The sequence below is a fragment of the Antribacter soli genome (genome assembly GCF_021568775.1).
In the GTDB taxonomy this organism is placed as follows: Bacteria; Actinomycetota; Actinomycetes; order Actinomycetales; family Cellulomonadaceae; genus Antribacter; species Antribacter soli.
Genome location: NZ_JAKGSG010000028.1, coordinates 38,110 through 52,731, shown reverse-complemented (window position 1 = coordinate 52,731; position 14,622 = coordinate 38,110). Strand labels below are relative to the sequence as shown.

Here is a 14,622-nt window from a genome sequence, read left to right as displayed (position 1 = left end):
GGGGGGGTCGCGCCCGGCGGCGTCTGACCCGCCGCGGGGGGGGGGGGGGGGGCGGCCCCCCCCCCCCACCTCGGCCGAGACGGGCGGTGCCTCAGGACTTGTCGGGGCCCTTGTCCGGCCCCGGGCCGCTGGTGCCCCCGCCGTTGATGTCGCGACGGCGCAGGTAGCGCTCGAACTCGCGCGCGATCGCGTCGCCCGACGCCTCCGGCAGCTCGGCGGTGTCCTTCGCCTCCTCGAGCTGCTGGACGTACTCGGCGATCTCCTGGTCGTCGGCGGCGAGCTCGTCGACCCCGTGCTGCCAGGCCACTGCGTCGTCGGGCAGGTCGTGGAGCGGGACCGGCTCGCTGAGCAGCTCCTCGATCCGCGTGAGGATCGCGAGCGTCGCCTTCGGCGAGGGCGGGTTCGCGACGTAGTGCGGCACGGCCGCCCAGAGGGACACCGACTGCAGGCCGCGGCTCGCGGCCTCGTGCTGCAGCACCCCGACGATCCCCGTGGGCCCCTGGTAGGTGTTGGGCTCGACGTCGAGGACGGACTGGAGGCCCACGCTCTCCGAGGTGGCCGTCATCGGGATCGGGCGGGTGTGCGGGACGTCCGCCAGCAGCGCGCCGAGGGTGACGACGGTGCGCACGTCGAGCTCGGCCGCGATGGTCAGGAGCTCGTCGCAGTACCGGCGCCAGCGCATCGACGGCTCGATGCCGTGCACCAGCACGACCGTGCGCTCGGCCAGGCGGGCCACCGACACGGACGTCGTGGGCCACGTGATCGTGCGTTCCCCGTCGTCGCCGAGGCCGACCTGGGGGCGGTTGACCTGGAAGTCGTGGTACTCCTCCGGATCCAGGTCGCGCAGGTGCTCGGCGGACCACACGTCGGCCAGGTGGGACAGCGCGGCCGTGGCCGCCCCGCCGGCGTCGTTCCAGCCTTCGAACGCCGCGATCATGACGGTCTGGCGGGCGGTGCGGCGTCCCTCGTCGCGCGGGTTCGTCCCGGAGCTCGAGTCGGTCATCTGCCCAGCCTAGGGTGTGCTGGAACCCACGGCGGGACGTTTCACCCCGAGCGGATCACGCTCGCCGTCCTGCCGGGCGGGTGCTCGGCGTTCCATGACCGGGCACGGTGCCGGGTGCTGAGCCGGGGCCGTGTGGTAGCGGTGCCACGCTGCTGAGGCGTCGTCAACAGGGTCGGCCTGCCCGCCGTCCGCCCGCCGTCCGCCCGTCGCCGGACCGTCACGGGGCCGTCATCGGGCGATCACCGGGCCGTCACGGGCGCGGGTTAGGCTGCCGCCCGTGAATGGCACTCTGCCCAAGGCCGTCCTGTGGGACATGGACGGCACCCTGGTCGACACCGAGCCGTACTGGATGCGCGCGGAGCACGAGCTCGTGACGCTGCACGGCGGGACGTGGACGCACGAGGACGCCCTCGGCGTGGTCGGGCAGACGCTCCTCGTCACGGGCGCACGGCTTCAGGCCGCCGGCGTGCCGATGGAGCCGGCCGAGATCGTCGACTGGCTCGTCGACCGGGTGAACGCCCAGCTCCGCGAGGAGGTGCCGTGGCGGCCGGGCGTGCTCGACCTGCTCCGCGACCTGTCCGACGCCGGGGTGCCGTGCGCGATCGTCACAATGTCCTACCGCAGCCAGGCCGAGGCGGTGGCCGCGGGCGCGCCGGAGGACACGTTCGCCCTGCTCGTCACCGGCGACGAGGTGACCCACGGCAAGCCGCACCCGGAGCCGTACCTCACGGCTGCCGACCGCCTGGGCGTCGCGGCCGAGGACTGCCTCGCGATCGAGGACTCGCCCGTGGGCATCACATCCGCTCTCGCGTCCGGGGCGCACGTGCTCGGCGTCGAGGCCGTGGTGCCGGTCGAGGCCCGGCCCGGGCTCAGCCGGGCGCGCTCGCTCACCCAGGTCGACGTCGACACGCTGGGGCGCCTCGCGTCCGGCGAGGTGATCGACCTGATCGGGGACCCGGCCGGGGTCTGACGCCCGGCGGCCGCTGCGCGCTAGCCGCCACATGGCGGCCGCATGCCCGCCGAGCTCAGCCTGCGTCGATCCCCAGCCGCAGCCGCACCGCGCCCTCGGGGATCTCCGGGGGAGTGCCGCCGAACTCCGGGCACATCGCCTGGTGGGCGCACCACCCGCACAGCTTGCTCCTGCGCGTGGGCCACGTGCCTGTGCGCGCCGACTTCTCGATCGCGGACCAGACGGTGCGGACCTTCTGCTCCGTCTGCCGCAGGTGCTCCTCGGTGGGCTCCCCGCGCAGCACCTGGCCGTCGCCCAGGTACACGAGCTGCAGCATCTTCGGCAGCACCCCGCGCTCGCGCCAGAGGACCAGGGCGTAGAACCGCATCTGGAACAGCGCCGAGCCCTCGTAGCCCGGCCGGGGGGCCTTGCCCGTCTTGTAGTCGACCACCCGCACCGCGCCGTCGGGCGCGACGTCGAGGCGGTCCACGATCCCGCGCAGCAGCGGCCCGTCCTCCAGCCGCGTCTCCACCAGCAGCTCGCGATCGCGGGGCTCGAGGCGGTTCGGGTCCTCCAGCGTGAAGTACGTCCCGAGCAGCGCGCCGGCCTGGGCGAGCCAGCCGTCCCGGTCCTGCCCGTCCGGGCCGACCCCGCCGGTGAAGAGCTGCGCGTACTTCGGGTCGGCCTCCAGGAGCCGGTCCCACTCGCCGGGCACGAGCGCGTGCGCGGCGGCGAGCGTCCGCTCACCCAGCGGGGCGTCGAAGAGGCGCTCGAGCACCGAGTGCACCAGCGTGCCGCGCGCGGCCGCGGCGCTCGGCGGCTCCGGCAGCCGGTCGACCGTGCGGAACCGGAACAGCAGGGGGCACTGCATGTAGTCGTTCGCGCGCGACGGCGAGAGCGCGGGCGGGCGGGAGGGCGCCATGACCGTCCCGGCGGCGCCCTCGGCCGGGGTGTCCTTGGCGGCCGCCTCGGCGGCGCTCTCGGCGGCACTCTGGATGGTGCCGTCCGCGGTGATCGTCATGCCCGCCACCCTACGACCCGACACCGACACGACCGGGGAGTTCTCCACAGCGTGCCCTAGCCTGGGCGCGTGACCCCCGAGCAAGAGCACGTCCAGCCGGCCGCCGCGCAGCCGGCCCGGCAGCCCGCACCGGCGCCGGCCCGCTCGAAGGGCTGGGTGGTCGGGCGGGTGGCCGGCGCGCCGGTGGTCATCACTCCCTCGTGGTTCCTCGCGGCGTTCGTGCTGACCCTGCTGTTCGCCCCGAACGTGCAGTCCGCGGCCCCGCACCTCGGCGCGGGCGTGTACGTCGTCGCCTTCGCGTTCGTCCTGCTGCTGTTCGGCTCCGTCTTCCTGCACGAGGCCGCCCACGCCCTGGTCGCGCGGGCGCGCGGTCAGCAGGTCACCGAGCTCGCCGTCACCTTGTGGGGCGGTCACACGGCCTACACCGGCGGCCTCGCCCGCCCGTTCGACGGGTTCATCGTCGCCGTCGTCGGCCCCGTGACGAATCTCGTGCTCGCGGCCGGCTTCTGGCTGGCCTACCAGGCGCAGCCGGTGCTGACCGTCCCGACCCTCCTGCTCTATGCGGCCGCGCTGTCGAACGCCTTCGTCGGCGTCTTCAACCTGCTGCCGGGCCTGCCGCTGGACGGCGGCCAGATCCTGGAGTCGGCGGTCTGGGCCGTGACGGGCAACCGGGGTCGCGGGACCGTCGTCGCGGGCTGGGCCGGCCGTGTCGTCGCGGTGGGCGTCCTGGTCTGGGCGATCCTCTGGCCCTACCTGGAAGGTCGTTCGCCGGGCCTGACGACGGTCCTGTGGTCGGCGCTCCTCGCCGCCTTCCTGTGGTCCGGGGCCGGGGCGGCCATCGCGAACGGCCGCCGTCGTGCGGTCGTGGGCGGCCTGAGCGTCGCGAGCCTCGCGGTCCCCGCGGTCACCGTGCCGCTCGGGGCGACCGTCGCAGCGGCGACGGTCGCGGCCGAGACGACCGGTGCGGGGTCGGGCACGATGGTCGTGGTGACCGGGGCCGACGGCGTTCCGCTCGCCGTGGTGGACCCCGACGCGGCGGCGCGGGTGCCCGCGGAGGCCGCGGTCCGCACGACCGTCGACGCCGTCGCGGTGCCGTTCGTGCCGGGCTCGGCGGTCGACGCCGGCCTGTCCGGCCAGGCGATGCTCGCCCGCCTGGCCGCCACCTCCGGCGGGGCGCGCCTCGTCCCCGTGACCGACGGCGGACGGGTCACCGGGGTGCTCGACCTCACCGCCGTCGCGCGTGCCCTGCGCGGGGGCCGCTGACCCTCGCTCCGCGGCGGACGATCTGCGGCGCGCGATCTGCGGCGCAGGGCCCCGCCGGTAGGATGGTCCGTCGTGACTTCCCAGACCGACACCCCCGGCACGCCCGTCCCGCAGGGAGACGCGCCGAGCGCGGCCCCGGCTCCCCTTCCGGGGCTGGGCGCCACCGGCGCCGAGCAGCGCCGTGGCCCGTTCCGCGTGGGCGACAAGGTCCAGCTGACCGACCCGCGCGGCCGCCTGCACACCATCACCCTCGCGCCCGGTGCCACGTTCCACACGCACAAGGGCTACTTCACGCACGACGACCTGATCGGCAAGCCCGAGGGCTGGGTGGTCACCAACACGGCGGGGATCGAGTACCTCGCACTGCGCCCGCTGCTGGCCGACTACGTGCTCTCGATGCCGCGCGGCGCGGCAGTGGTCTACCCCAAGGACGCGGGCCAGATCATCACGATGGCGGACATCTTCCCGGGTGCCCGGGTGATCGAGGCCGGCGTGGGCTCGGGCGCGCTGACGCTCTCGCTGCTGCGAGCGGTGGGCGACCACGGGTCGCTGCACTCGATCGAGCGGCGCGAGGACTTCGCGGCGATCGCGCGCGGCAACGTCGAGACGTTCTTCGGCGGGCCGCACCCGGCATGGGAGCTCTCGGTCGGCGACCTCGCCGACGTCCTGCCGACGGTGGCCGGGCCCGGCACGGTCGACCGCGTCGTGCTCGACATGCTGGCGCCCTGGGAGAACCTCGACGCCGTGGCGACCGCGCTCGCGCCCGGCGGCGTGCTGATCTGCTACGTCGCGACGACGACGCAGCTCTCCCGCACGGCGGAGGACCTGCGGCTCGACGGCCGCTACGCCGAGCCCCAGGCGTTCGAGACGATGGTCCGCGGCTGGCACCTGGAGGGCCTGGCCGTGCGGCCGCAGCACCGGATGATCGGCCACACCGGCTTCCTGATCACAGCCCGTCGGCTGGCCGACGGCGTGGAGCCGCCGGAGCGCAGGCGCCGTCCGGCCAAGGGCTCGTACCCGGTGGTCCCCGACGCCGAGTGGTCGCCCGAGGACCTCGGCGAGCGCCCCGTCTCCGACAAGAAGATCCGCCGGGTGCGCCGCGACGTCGGACAGGGCGAGGCAACCCGGGCCCCGGCCCCGGCGGGGCAAGGAGCCGTGCCGGCGGACGCCGCGGCGACCGACGCGTGGGACGACGAGGACTGAGCCGCCGCGCCCGGTGTTCGCGACGGGAGGAATAACACCCGGGTGATGACGTTCGTGTGACGGCGGCGGCCGCCGGCCGCGGTATCTAGCGGCTGGGAGGGCGTTCCGCGTGAACGGGTTGTCACGATCCCGTGTCCCGCAGGTCTCGAACGGGTGTCCTTCCCTCCGGTGTGTCAGTCACTGCGCCTAGAGTGCTGTTCCTGGAGGCAGTACTGACGTATGGTCGCCTCCCGGGCCCTGACGAGAGGGGATGTCATGACCGACAACACGGCTGGATACAACCTTCCCGATCCTGGATCTTTGCCAAACCGCGACTACGAGCGACAGATCGCACTCCTCTCCGCAAAGAACGAACGTCTCGCGGATGCTCTCCGAGCCGCGCGGGACCAGATCGTGGAACTGAAGAAGCAGCTTGACGACCTTGCCAAGCCGCCGGGTACCTACGCGACGTTCCTCGCCGCGCACTCCGACGGCTCGGTGGACATCTCGTCGGCGGGCCGGAAGATGCACGTCGCCGCGAGCCCCACGCTGGACATCACACGGCTGCGGCCGGGCCAGGAGGTCAAGCTCAACGAGGCCATGACGGTGGTCGCGGCCGGCGGCTACGAGCAGACGGGCGAGCTCGTGACGGTCAAGGAGGTCATGGACGCCGAGCGGGTGCTCGTCGTGGGGCGTGCCGACGAGGAGCGCGTCGTGCGGCTCGCGGGTTCCGTCGTCGGCAAGCCCCTGCGCGTCGGCGACTCCCTGACGGTGGACGTCCGCAGCGGTTTCGTGTTCGAGATCGTGCCCAAGTCCGAGGTCGAGGAGCTCGTGCTCGAAGAGGTCCCGGACATCGACTACACCGACATCGGCGGCCTCGGCCCGCAGATCGAGGCCATCCGGGACGCCGTCGAGCTGCCGTTCGCCCACCCGGACCTGTTCCGCGAGCACGGCCTGCGGCCGCCGAAGGGCGTCCTGCTGTACGGCCCGCCCGGCTGCGGCAAGACGCTCATCGCGAAGGCGGTGGCGCACTCGCTCGCGGCGATGGTCGCGAAGAAGAACGGCGACCACCCCGGTGCCAAGAAGAGCTACTTCCTCAACGTCAAGGGCCCCGAGCTCCTCAACAAGTACGTGGGCGAGACGGAGCGGCACATCCGCCTCATCTTCGCCCGCGCCCGGGAGAAGGCCTCCCAGGGCATGCCCGTGGTGGTCTTCTTCGACGAGATGGAGTCGCTGTTCCGCACCCGCGGCACGGGCCTGTCGTCCGACGTCGAGACCACGATCGTGCCTCAGCTCCTTGCCGAGATCGACGGCGTGGAGCGGCTCGACAACGTGATCGTGATCGGCGCGTCCAACCGTGAGGACATGATCGACCCCGCGATCCTGCGCCCCGGCCGGCTCGACGTGAAGATCAAGATCGAGCGTCCGGACGCGGAGGGCGCGAAGGAGATCTTCGCGAAGTACCTCACGGCCGACCTGCCCATCCACCCCGAGGACCTGGCCGAGTACAACGGCATCATCGAGGAGGCGCTGGACGGGATGATCACCTCCGTCGTGGAGCGCATGTACTCCGAGGACGAGGAGAACCAGTTCCTCGAGGTCACGTACGCCAGCGGTGACAAGGAGACCCTGTACTTCAAGGACTTCAACTCGGGCGCCATGATCCAGAACGTCGTGGACCGGGCCAAGAAGAACGCGATCAAGGACTTCCTCGCCACCGGGCAGAAGGGCATCCGGGTGGAGCACCTCCTCACGGCGTGCGTGGACGAGTTCAAGGAGAACGAGGACCTGCCCAACACGACGAACCCCGACGACTGGGCGCGGATCAGCGGGAAGAAGGGCGAGCGCATCGTCTTCATCCGCACGATCGTCCAGAAGAAGGGTGAGGGGGCGACACCGCGCACGATCGACACCATCCAGAACACTGGTCAGTACCTCTGAGCGGCGTCGGTCGGGCACCGATCGACCTCTGACCAGCAGCTGACCTGACCGACCGGAGGGCCCGCGCCCACAGCCCCGCGACCTGGGGCGGGGCGCGGGCCTCCGCGACCGAGCGGTACGTCCCGGGCATAGGGTGGTGTGTGTGAGCGTGCGTCGCGTGATGGGCATCGAGACCGAGTACGGCGTGCTGCAACCGGGCCGCCCGCTGGCCAATCCCATGCTGCTGTCCAGCCAGGTCGTGACCACCTACCGCGCGCTCGCCGCGCGCGATGCGAGCAGCGGCGCACGCCTGGCGGCACGCTGGGACTACGACGACGAGGACCCGCTGCAGGACGCGCGCGGGTTCCACCTCGACCGTGCCTCGGCCCATCCCTCGATGATCACGAACGACCCCTCGGCGCCCGCCCCGTCCGGCCCCGCGGCGGGTGAGCTGCCGCCGCCCGTGCCCGGTACCGCCGGGCTGGCGACCGCGGCGAACGGCCGCGGGGGAAGCCGTCGCAGGGCGCCGCTGCAGGAGGTCGAGCGCCCAGCCGTCGAGGAGCCGTACGACGACCCGAGCGCCGCGAACGTGATTCTCACGAACGGCGCTCGGCTCTACGTGGACCACGCACATCCCGAGTACTCGTCGCCCGAGGTCACGAACCCGCTCGACCTGGTGCGCTGGGACGTGGCGGGGGAGCGGGTGATGCTGGCCGCGGCCCGCGAGCTGGCGACGATCCCCGGCAACGAGGTGGCCCTCTACAAGAACAACGTCGACGGCAAGGGCGCGAGCTACGGCACCCACGAGAACTACCTCGTGGACCGCGCGCTGTCGTTCGCGACGCTCACGGAGCTGATCACGCCGTTCCTCGTGACCCGGCAGGTGTTCACCGGGTCCGGCCGCGTGGGGCTGGGCCCGACCGGCGGCCAGGCAGGCTTCCAGCTCTCCCAGCGGGCCGACTACATCGAGGCCGAGGTCGGCCTGGAGACCACGCTGCGCCGCCCGATCGTCAACACCCGCGACGAGCCGCACGCGGACCGGCAGCGGTGGCGCCGCCTGCACCTCATCCTCGGCGACGCGAACCTCCTGGAGGTCGCGACCTACCTCAAGGTGGGCACGACGTCCCTCGTGCTGTGGGTCCTCGAGCACCTCGACGAGCTGGACGAGGCCGGCGTGCCGGCACGTGCCGAGCTCGCGGCGCTGCGCCTGGCCGACCCGGTCAGCGACGTGCAGAAGGTCTCGCGCGACCTCGAGCTGGGCGCGCCGCTCGACCTCGCCGACGGTCGCACGATGACGGCCCTCGAGGTCCAGGGCGTGTACACCGACGTCGTCGGGCGCTCGCTCGCGGCGCTCGGCACCGACGCCGACTCCGACGCGGTGATGGACCGCTGGACCTCCGTCCTGCGGCGCCTCGGCACCGACACCCAGTCCTGCGCGCGCGAGGTCGAGTGGATCGCCAAGCTGCGCCTGCTGGACGGTCTGCGCTCCCGCGACAACCTCGACTGGTCGCACCCGCGCCTGCACGCCATGGACCTGCAGTGGTCCGACGTGCGGCCGGAGCGTGGGGTGTACCACCGGCTGCTCGCGCGGGACGCGGTCGAGCGCCTGGTGGACGAGCGCAGCGTGGGGCACGCCGTGCAGCACCCGCCGGCTGACACGCGCGCGTACTTCCGCGGCGAGGTCATGGCCCGCTACGGCGACCAGGTCTCGGCGGCGAGCTGGGACTCGGTGATCTTCGACGTGGACGGGGCGCAGACCCTCCAGCGGGTCCCGATGCTCGACCCGACGCGCGGCACGCGGCGCCTCATCGGCGCCCTCCTGGACTCCAGCTCGGATGCCCGCGAGCTGCTCGCGGGACTTTCCGGAGGGAGGTAGGGCGCAATGTCAGAGGTACGTCCTAGGCTTACCGGACCGGCGACTCGCAAAGTCATCCGGTAGCACCACCAAGGAGGCGATCATGGCAGGTCAGGAACGCATCAACTCTTCCAACGAGGACCGCACTCCCGACGACGACGACCAGGCACCAGCGGCCGCGGCAGCCCAGCCGCAGCAGCGGGACGCCGAGGTGGACGCGCTGCTCGAGGAGATCGACGAGGTACTGGAGACGAACGCCGAGTCGTTCGTACGCGGCTTCGTCCAGAAGGGTGGCCAGTAATTGGGTATCGGTGAGGGCACCTCGGGACGGCTGCCGGACGCGTTCCTGCGGCCGGGCTCGTCGTCGTTCGTCGACTTCCTCGCAGACCACGCGCCCGATCTGCTCCCTGGCCGCCGCGCCGCCGCGCTCGGCGGTGCGGCGGCGGGGGTGGTGAATCCGGCGAGCCTGGCGCCGCACGCCACCACCATCGTGGCGGTGAGCTACGGGACGCCCGGGGAGCCGGGCACCGGCGCGGTCATGGCGGGCGACCGGCGCGCCACGATGGGCTCGATGATCGCCAACCGGGCGATCGAGAAGGTCTTCCCCGCGGACGAGTTCTCGGCCGTCGGCATCGCCGGCACCGCGGGCATCGCCGTCGAGCTGGTGCGCCTGTTCCAGCTCGAGCTCGAGCACTTCGAGAAGATCGAGGGCTCCCTCCTGTCGCTGGACGGCAAGGCGAACCGGCTCGGCACGATGATCCGGGGCAACCTGCCGATGGCGATCCAGGGCCTGGCCGTGGTACCGCTCTTCGCGGGCTATGACCTCGACCGGGGTGCCGGCCGCATCTTCTCCTACGACGTCACGGGCGGGCGGTACGAGGAGCACGAGCACTACAGCGTGGGCTCGGGCTCGGTGTTCGCCCGCGGTGCGCTGAAGAAGCTGTGGCAGCCCGGGCTCGACGCCTCCGGGGCGGTCCGGGTGGCCGTCGAGGCGCTCTACGACGCGGCGGACGACGACTCGGCGACGGGCGGCCCGGACACGGTGCGCCGGATCTACCCGGTCGTCGCGACGGTCACGGCCGACGGCTACCGGCGCATCGGGGAGGACGAGCTGGAGCAGGTGGTCGAGCAGATCGTCGCCCGTCGGCGACAGGGAGGTGCACTCGCATGACGATGCCGTTCTACGTCTCGCCCGAGCAGCTGATGAAGGACCGCGCGGACTTCGCCCGCAAGGGGATCGCGCGCGGCCGGTCCGTGGTGGTGCTCGCCTACGACGGCGGGATCGCGTTCGCCACGGCCAACCCGTCGCGCGCCCTCCACAAGATCTCGGAGATCTACGACCGCATCGCGTTCGCGGCCGTCGGCAAGTACAACGAGTTCGAGAACCTGCGGGTGGCGGGCGTGCGCTACGCCGACCTGCGGGGCTACTCCTACGACCGGTCCGACGTCACGGCGCGGGGCCTGGCGAACGCCTACGCGCAGACGCTCGGCACGGTCTTCATCACCGAGTCGAAGCCGCTCGAGGTGGAGCTGGTCGTGGCCGAGGTGGGCGCGAGCAGCGCCCAGGACCAGATCTACCGCCTCACCTACGACGGGACGGTCGCCGACGAGCACGGATACGTGGTCATGGGCGGCAAGGCCGAGACGCTCGGCCGGCACGTGGAGGAGGCCTGGCGGCCCGGCATGGCGCTCGGTGAGGTGCTGCGCCTGGCCGTCGGCGTGCTCGGCTCGGGCGAGGGCAGCCCGGCCGGCGGCGCCGGCGGTGCCGGCGGTGCGGGCACGGGCAGCGCCGGGACGGCCGGTGCCGGGAGCGGCGCCGGGAGCGGCGCCGCCGCGAAGGCGCTGGTCACAGGTGGCGGGCTCGACGTGGCGCAGCTCGAGGTCGCCGTGCTGGAGCGCGCACGCCCGCGGCGCGCCTTCCGCCGCCTCACCGGGCAGGTTCTCGCGGACCTGCTGGCCGAGGACGGGGCCGACGACGCGCCGGACGCGGACGGGCCGAGCTCCACAGCGCCGGGCTCCACCACGCCCGACGCGCCCCCCGTGGGCGGGACACCGGGGGTCAAGCAGGCACCTGCGGCACCCGAAGCGGGCGACAAGGGCGACAGCGAGGGCGACAAGCCCGGCAGCGGCGACGAGAAGGAGTCCGGCACCGACTGATGCAGGGCGCGCGGGGGGCGAGCAGGGCACGACGGCACATCACCGGGCATGGAACGGGGAGGCAAGGCCATGGATCGCAGGATCTTCGGGCTCGAGACCGAGTACGGCGTGACGTGCGCGGCGGACGACGGGCGAGGCCTGTCCGCCGACGAGGTGGCGCGCTACCTGTTCCGCAAGGTGGTGGCGTGGGGTCGCTCGTCGAACGTGTTCCTGCGCAACGGCTCGCGCCTCTACCTCGACGTGGGCTCGCACCCCGAGTACGCGACAGCGGAGTGTGACGACGTGCGTCAGCTCGTCGCGTACGACCGGGGCGGCGAGCGCATCCTCGAGGGCCTCGTGGCGGACGCGCAGCAGCGCCTGGAGCACGAGGACCTGCCCGGCAAGATCCACCTGTTCAAGAACAACACCGACTCGGCGGGCAACTCCTACGGCTGCCACGAGAACTACCTCGTGCGCCGCTCGGGAGACTTCTCGCGTCTGTCGGACGTGCTGGTGCCCTTCCTGATCACCCGCCAGATCCTCGTCGGCGCGGGAAAGGTCCTCTCCACGCCGCGCGGCTCGGTGTTCTGCCTCTCGCAGCGGGCCGACCACATCTGGGAGGCCGTCTCCAGCGCGACCACGCGGTCGCGCCCGATCATCAACACGCGTGACGAGCCGCACGCCGACGCCGAGCAGTACCGGCGCCTGCACGTCATCGTGGGTGACTCGTCGATGGCCGAGCCCACGACCATGCTCAAGGTGGGCACGACCGACCTGGTGCTCCGGCTCGTCGAGTCGGGCATCCCGATGCGGGACCTCACGCTGGAGAACCCGATCCGCGCGATCCGCGAGATCAGCCACGACCGCACGGGTCTGCACCCCGTCACGCTGGCCAGCGGCCGGACGATGACGGCCGTCGACATCCAGAACGAGTACTACCAGCGGGCGCGCGAGCACGTCGAGGCGCACATGGACCCGACGCCCGTGGTCAAGCAGGTCCTGGACCTGTGGGAGCGCGGGCTACGGGCGCTGTCCACGGGCGACATGACGCTGGTGGACCGTGAGCTGGACTGGGTGATCAAGCTCAGGCTGATCGAGCGGTACCAGGCCAAGCACGACCTGTCACTGGACGACCCGCGCATCGCCCGCCTCGACCTGGCCTACCACGACATCTCCCGGACCGAGGGCCTGTACAACCTGCTCGCCGCGCGCGGCATGGTCGAGCGGGTGACCACGGACCTCGAGATCTTCGAGTCCACCGCCGTACCGCCGCAGACGACCCGGGCCAAGCTGCGGGGCGACTTCGTCCGCGCGGCCCAGGAGGCGCGGCGCGACTACACGGTCGACTGGGTGCACCTGAAGCTGAACGACCAGGCGCAGCGCACGGTGCTCTGCAAGGACCCGTTCCGCTCGGTGGACGACAGGGTCGAGCGGCTCATCGAGTCGATGTGAGATCCGCATGACGGCCACCTCCTGAGGCGTGGGAGACTGTCCCGCGTGAAGCCGGTCCGTCTCCTCGCCGCCCTCCTGGCGGTGCTGGCGTTCCTGGCAGCGTGCTCGCCGATGTCGGTGCCGACGCCCCTGGACGACCCGGAGCGGCTACCCTCGCAGGCCCCGGTGGACGTCTCGGGCCCGGTGGGGGTGGCGCCGGGGCTCACCTACCCGATCCCGTTCGACGTCGTCCTGCCCGGCTCGCGCACCGTGTGGCCGGGCACGGGCGACCGCCTCGAGGACGGCGGCCCGCTGCTCCTCAACCTGTACGCGCAGGACGGCCGCGACGGCACGGTTCTGCAGAACACGTTCGCGGACGCGCCGGCGGCGTACACGATGTCCGCGGAGTCGCTCGGTGGCGCCCTGTACGAGGCGCTCGAGGGCAACCGTGTCGGCGCGCGTCTGCTCGTCCTGGACGAGGCGGAGGGCGTGCCGGTGATCCTTGTCGTGGACGTGCTGCCGACGCGGGCGTCCGGCACGGAGGTCCCCGTCCCGGAAGGCCTGCCGACGGTGACGCGGGATCCGCAGGGTGCTCCGACGGTGACGATCCCCGCCGGCGCGCCGCCGCCCGCGGAGCTCCAGGTGACCCGGCTCGTGCGCGGGACCGGCGAGCAGGTCGAGGCGGGCCAGATCGTCACGATCGAGTTCACGGGCGTCGCCTGGAGCACGGGAGCGGTCTTCGACTCGACGTGGGGCGAGGGCTCGCCGCCGCAGTCGACCATGATCGGCATCGGCCAGGTGATCGAGGGCTGGGACCAGGGGCTGCTGGAGCAGGCGGTGGGGTCGCAGGTGATGCTGGTGGTGCCGCCGAGCCTGGGATACGCCGACACGTCGAGCCCGCTGGCCGGCGAGACACTGGTCTACGTGGTCGACATCCTCGACTCGCACTACCCCGACGCACCCGAGCAGCAGGCGGCCGAGCCGCCGGCACAGGAGGGATGACACATGTCCGTAGCGATCCGGGTGATCCCGTGCCTCGACGTCGACGCCGGCCGGGTGGTCAAGGGTGTGAACTTCGAGAACCTGCGTGATGCAGGCGACCCCGTCGAGCTGGCCGCGCTGTACGACGCGGAGGGCGCCGACGAGGTGACGTTCCTCGACGTCTCGGCGTCGTCCGGCGACCGGGAGACCATGATCGACGTGGTGCGCCGCACCGCCGACCAGGTCTTCGTGCCCCTCACGGTGGGCGGCGGCGTCCGCTCCGCCGAGGACGTCGACCGGCTCCTGCGGGCCGGCGCCGACAAGGTGGGAGTGAACACCGCGGCGATCGCGCGGCCGGAGCTGGTCGCGGAGATCGCGGCCCGGTTCGGGAGCCAGGTCCTGGTCCTGTCGGTGGACGCGCGCCGCGTCTCGGGCAGCACGACCACGCCGTCGGGCTTCGAGGTGACGACGCACGGCGGGCGGCGTGGCACCGGGATCGACGCGGTCGAGTGGGCCGAGAAGGCGGCGGCGCTCGGCGCGGGCGAGATCCTCCTCAACTCGATGGACGCCGACGGCACGACCGCGGGCTTCGACCTGGAGATGCTGGGCGCCGTGCGTGAGCGTGTGCACGTGCCGCTGATCGCGTCGGGAGGGGCCGGCACGCCGGAGCACTTCGTCGAGGCCGCCCGGGCGGGCGCCGACGCGGTCCTGGCCGCGAGCGTCTTCCACTTCGGCGTCCTCACGGTGGGCCAGGTCAAGGACGCGATGCGCGCGGCGGGCCTCGACGTGCGCTGACCGCGCACGCCGCCGCGGGCGACGTACCGCCCGGAGCGAAATCCCGTGAATCGTTTCCCGGGGCATGAGATGATCGGGCTCAACCC

The 14,622-nt window shown here is 72.6% G+C and carries 13 protein-coding genes; 11 read left to right on the top strand and 2 right to left on the bottom strand.

Features of this window, described 5'->3' with window-relative positions; genetic code table 11:
• Window positions 1-91 precede the first annotated feature (91 nt).
• On the bottom strand, window positions 92-1,003 hold the full coding sequence (locus L1785_RS09695; RefSeq protein WP_283250184.1) for a PAC2 family protein: 912 nt from the start codon (window positions 1,001-1,003) through the stop codon (window positions 92-94).
• Window positions 1,004-1,280: 277 nt separating this feature from the next.
• Here L1785_RS09695 and L1785_RS09690 point away from each other — a divergent pair, with 277 nt between their 5' ends.
• Window positions 1,281-1,973, top strand: coding sequence for an HAD family hydrolase (locus L1785_RS09690; protein ID WP_236089046.1), 693 nt, complete (start codon window positions 1,281-1,283; stop codon window positions 1,971-1,973).
• Window positions 1,974-2,028: 55 nt separating this feature from the next.
• On the opposite strand, the gene L1785_RS09685 is transcribed toward L1785_RS09690, so the two are convergent.
• Window positions 2,029-2,874: a RecB family exonuclease gene (locus L1785_RS09685; RefSeq protein ID WP_236089055.1), complete on the bottom strand. Its 846-nt coding sequence runs from the start codon at window positions 2,872-2,874 to the stop codon at window positions 2,029-2,031.
• 168 nt (window positions 2,875-3,042) lie between these two features.
• On the opposite strand from L1785_RS09685, the gene L1785_RS09680 reads away from it, so the two are divergent.
• The 10 genes from L1785_RS09680 (at window position 3,043) to hisF (ending at window position 14,536) form a co-directional block, all read left to right on the top strand.
• The gene (locus L1785_RS09680) at window positions 3,043-4,236 is read left to right on the top strand and encodes a site-2 protease family protein (RefSeq protein WP_236089045.1); all 1,194 of its coding nucleotides are present in this window, start codon (window positions 3,043-3,045) and stop codon (window positions 4,234-4,236) included.
• 153 nt (window positions 4,237-4,389) lie between these two features.
• Window positions 4,390-5,439 (top strand): tRNA (adenine-N1)-methyltransferase, encoded by a 1,050-nt coding sequence (locus L1785_RS09675; protein ID WP_236089054.1) that lies wholly within the window; start codon window positions 4,390-4,392, stop codon window positions 5,437-5,439.
• 255 nt (window positions 5,440-5,694) lie between these two features.
• Entirely contained in the window at window positions 5,695-7,359 is a 1,665-nt protein-coding gene (gene arc / locus L1785_RS09670) for a proteasome ATPase (protein WP_236089044.1), read from the top strand.
• A gap of 160 nt (window positions 7,360-7,519) precedes the next feature.
• Window positions 7,520-9,214, top strand: coding sequence for a depupylase/deamidase Dop (gene dop, locus L1785_RS09665; protein WP_236089053.1), 1,695 nt, complete (start codon window positions 7,520-7,522; stop codon window positions 9,212-9,214).
• Between the two features lie 82 nt (window positions 9,215-9,296).
• Window positions 9,297-9,494, top strand: a complete 198-nt coding sequence (locus tag L1785_RS09660; RefSeq protein ID WP_236089043.1) for a ubiquitin-like protein Pup — start codon at window positions 9,297-9,299, stop codon at window positions 9,492-9,494.
• Window positions 9,495-10,364 (top strand): proteasome subunit beta, encoded by an 870-nt coding sequence (gene prcB, locus L1785_RS09655; protein ID WP_236089042.1) that lies wholly within the window; start codon window positions 9,495-9,497, stop codon window positions 10,362-10,364.
• Window positions 10,361-11,350, top strand: coding sequence for a proteasome subunit alpha (gene prcA, locus L1785_RS09650; protein WP_236089041.1), 990 nt, complete (start codon window positions 10,361-10,363; stop codon window positions 11,348-11,350). The genes prcB and prcA overlap by 4 nt, the downstream gene beginning before the upstream one ends.
• 69 nt (window positions 11,351-11,419) lie before the next feature.
• Window positions 11,420-12,781: a Pup--protein ligase gene (gene pafA / locus L1785_RS09645; RefSeq protein ID WP_236089040.1), complete on the top strand. Its 1,362-nt coding sequence runs from the start codon at window positions 11,420-11,422 to the stop codon at window positions 12,779-12,781.
• Between the two features lie 45 nt (window positions 12,782-12,826).
• On the top strand, window positions 12,827-13,762 hold the full coding sequence (locus L1785_RS09640; RefSeq protein WP_236089039.1) for an FKBP-type peptidyl-prolyl cis-trans isomerase: 936 nt from the start codon (window positions 12,827-12,829) through the stop codon (window positions 13,760-13,762).
• A gap of 3 nt (window positions 13,763-13,765) precedes the next feature.
• A complete protein-coding gene (gene hisF / locus L1785_RS09635) occupies window positions 13,766-14,536 on the top strand; it encodes an imidazole glycerol phosphate synthase subunit HisF (protein WP_236089038.1) in 771 nt (256 codons plus the stop codon).
• Window positions 14,537-14,622: the final 86 nt, after the last annotated feature.

Excerpts from the sequence above, each read along its gene's own strand:
- L1785_RS09695 (WP_283250184.1), bottom strand. The coding sequence starts at position 1,003 with ATGACCGACTCGAGCTCCGGGACGAACCCGCGCGACGAGGGACGCCGC.
- L1785_RS09685 (WP_236089055.1), bottom strand. The coding sequence starts at position 2,874 with ATGGCGCCCTCCCGCCCGCCCGCGCTCTCGCCGTCGCGCGCGAACGAC.
- arc (WP_236089044.1), top strand. The coding sequence starts at position 5,695 with ATGACCGACAACACGGCTGGATACAACCTTCCCGATCCTGGATCTTTG.
- dop (WP_236089053.1), top strand. The coding sequence starts at position 7,520 with ATGGGCATCGAGACCGAGTACGGCGTGCTGCAACCGGGCCGCCCGCTG.
- L1785_RS09660 (WP_236089043.1), top strand. The coding sequence starts at position 9,297 with ATGGCAGGTCAGGAACGCATCAACTCTTCCAACGAGGACCGCACTCCC.
- prcA (WP_236089041.1), top strand. The coding sequence starts at position 10,361 with ATGACGATGCCGTTCTACGTCTCGCCCGAGCAGCTGATGAAGGACCGC.
- pafA (WP_236089040.1), top strand. The coding sequence starts at position 11,420 with ATGGATCGCAGGATCTTCGGGCTCGAGACCGAGTACGGCGTGACGTGC.
- hisF (WP_236089038.1), top strand. The coding sequence starts at position 13,766 with ATGTCCGTAGCGATCCGGGTGATCCCGTGCCTCGACGTCGACGCCGGC.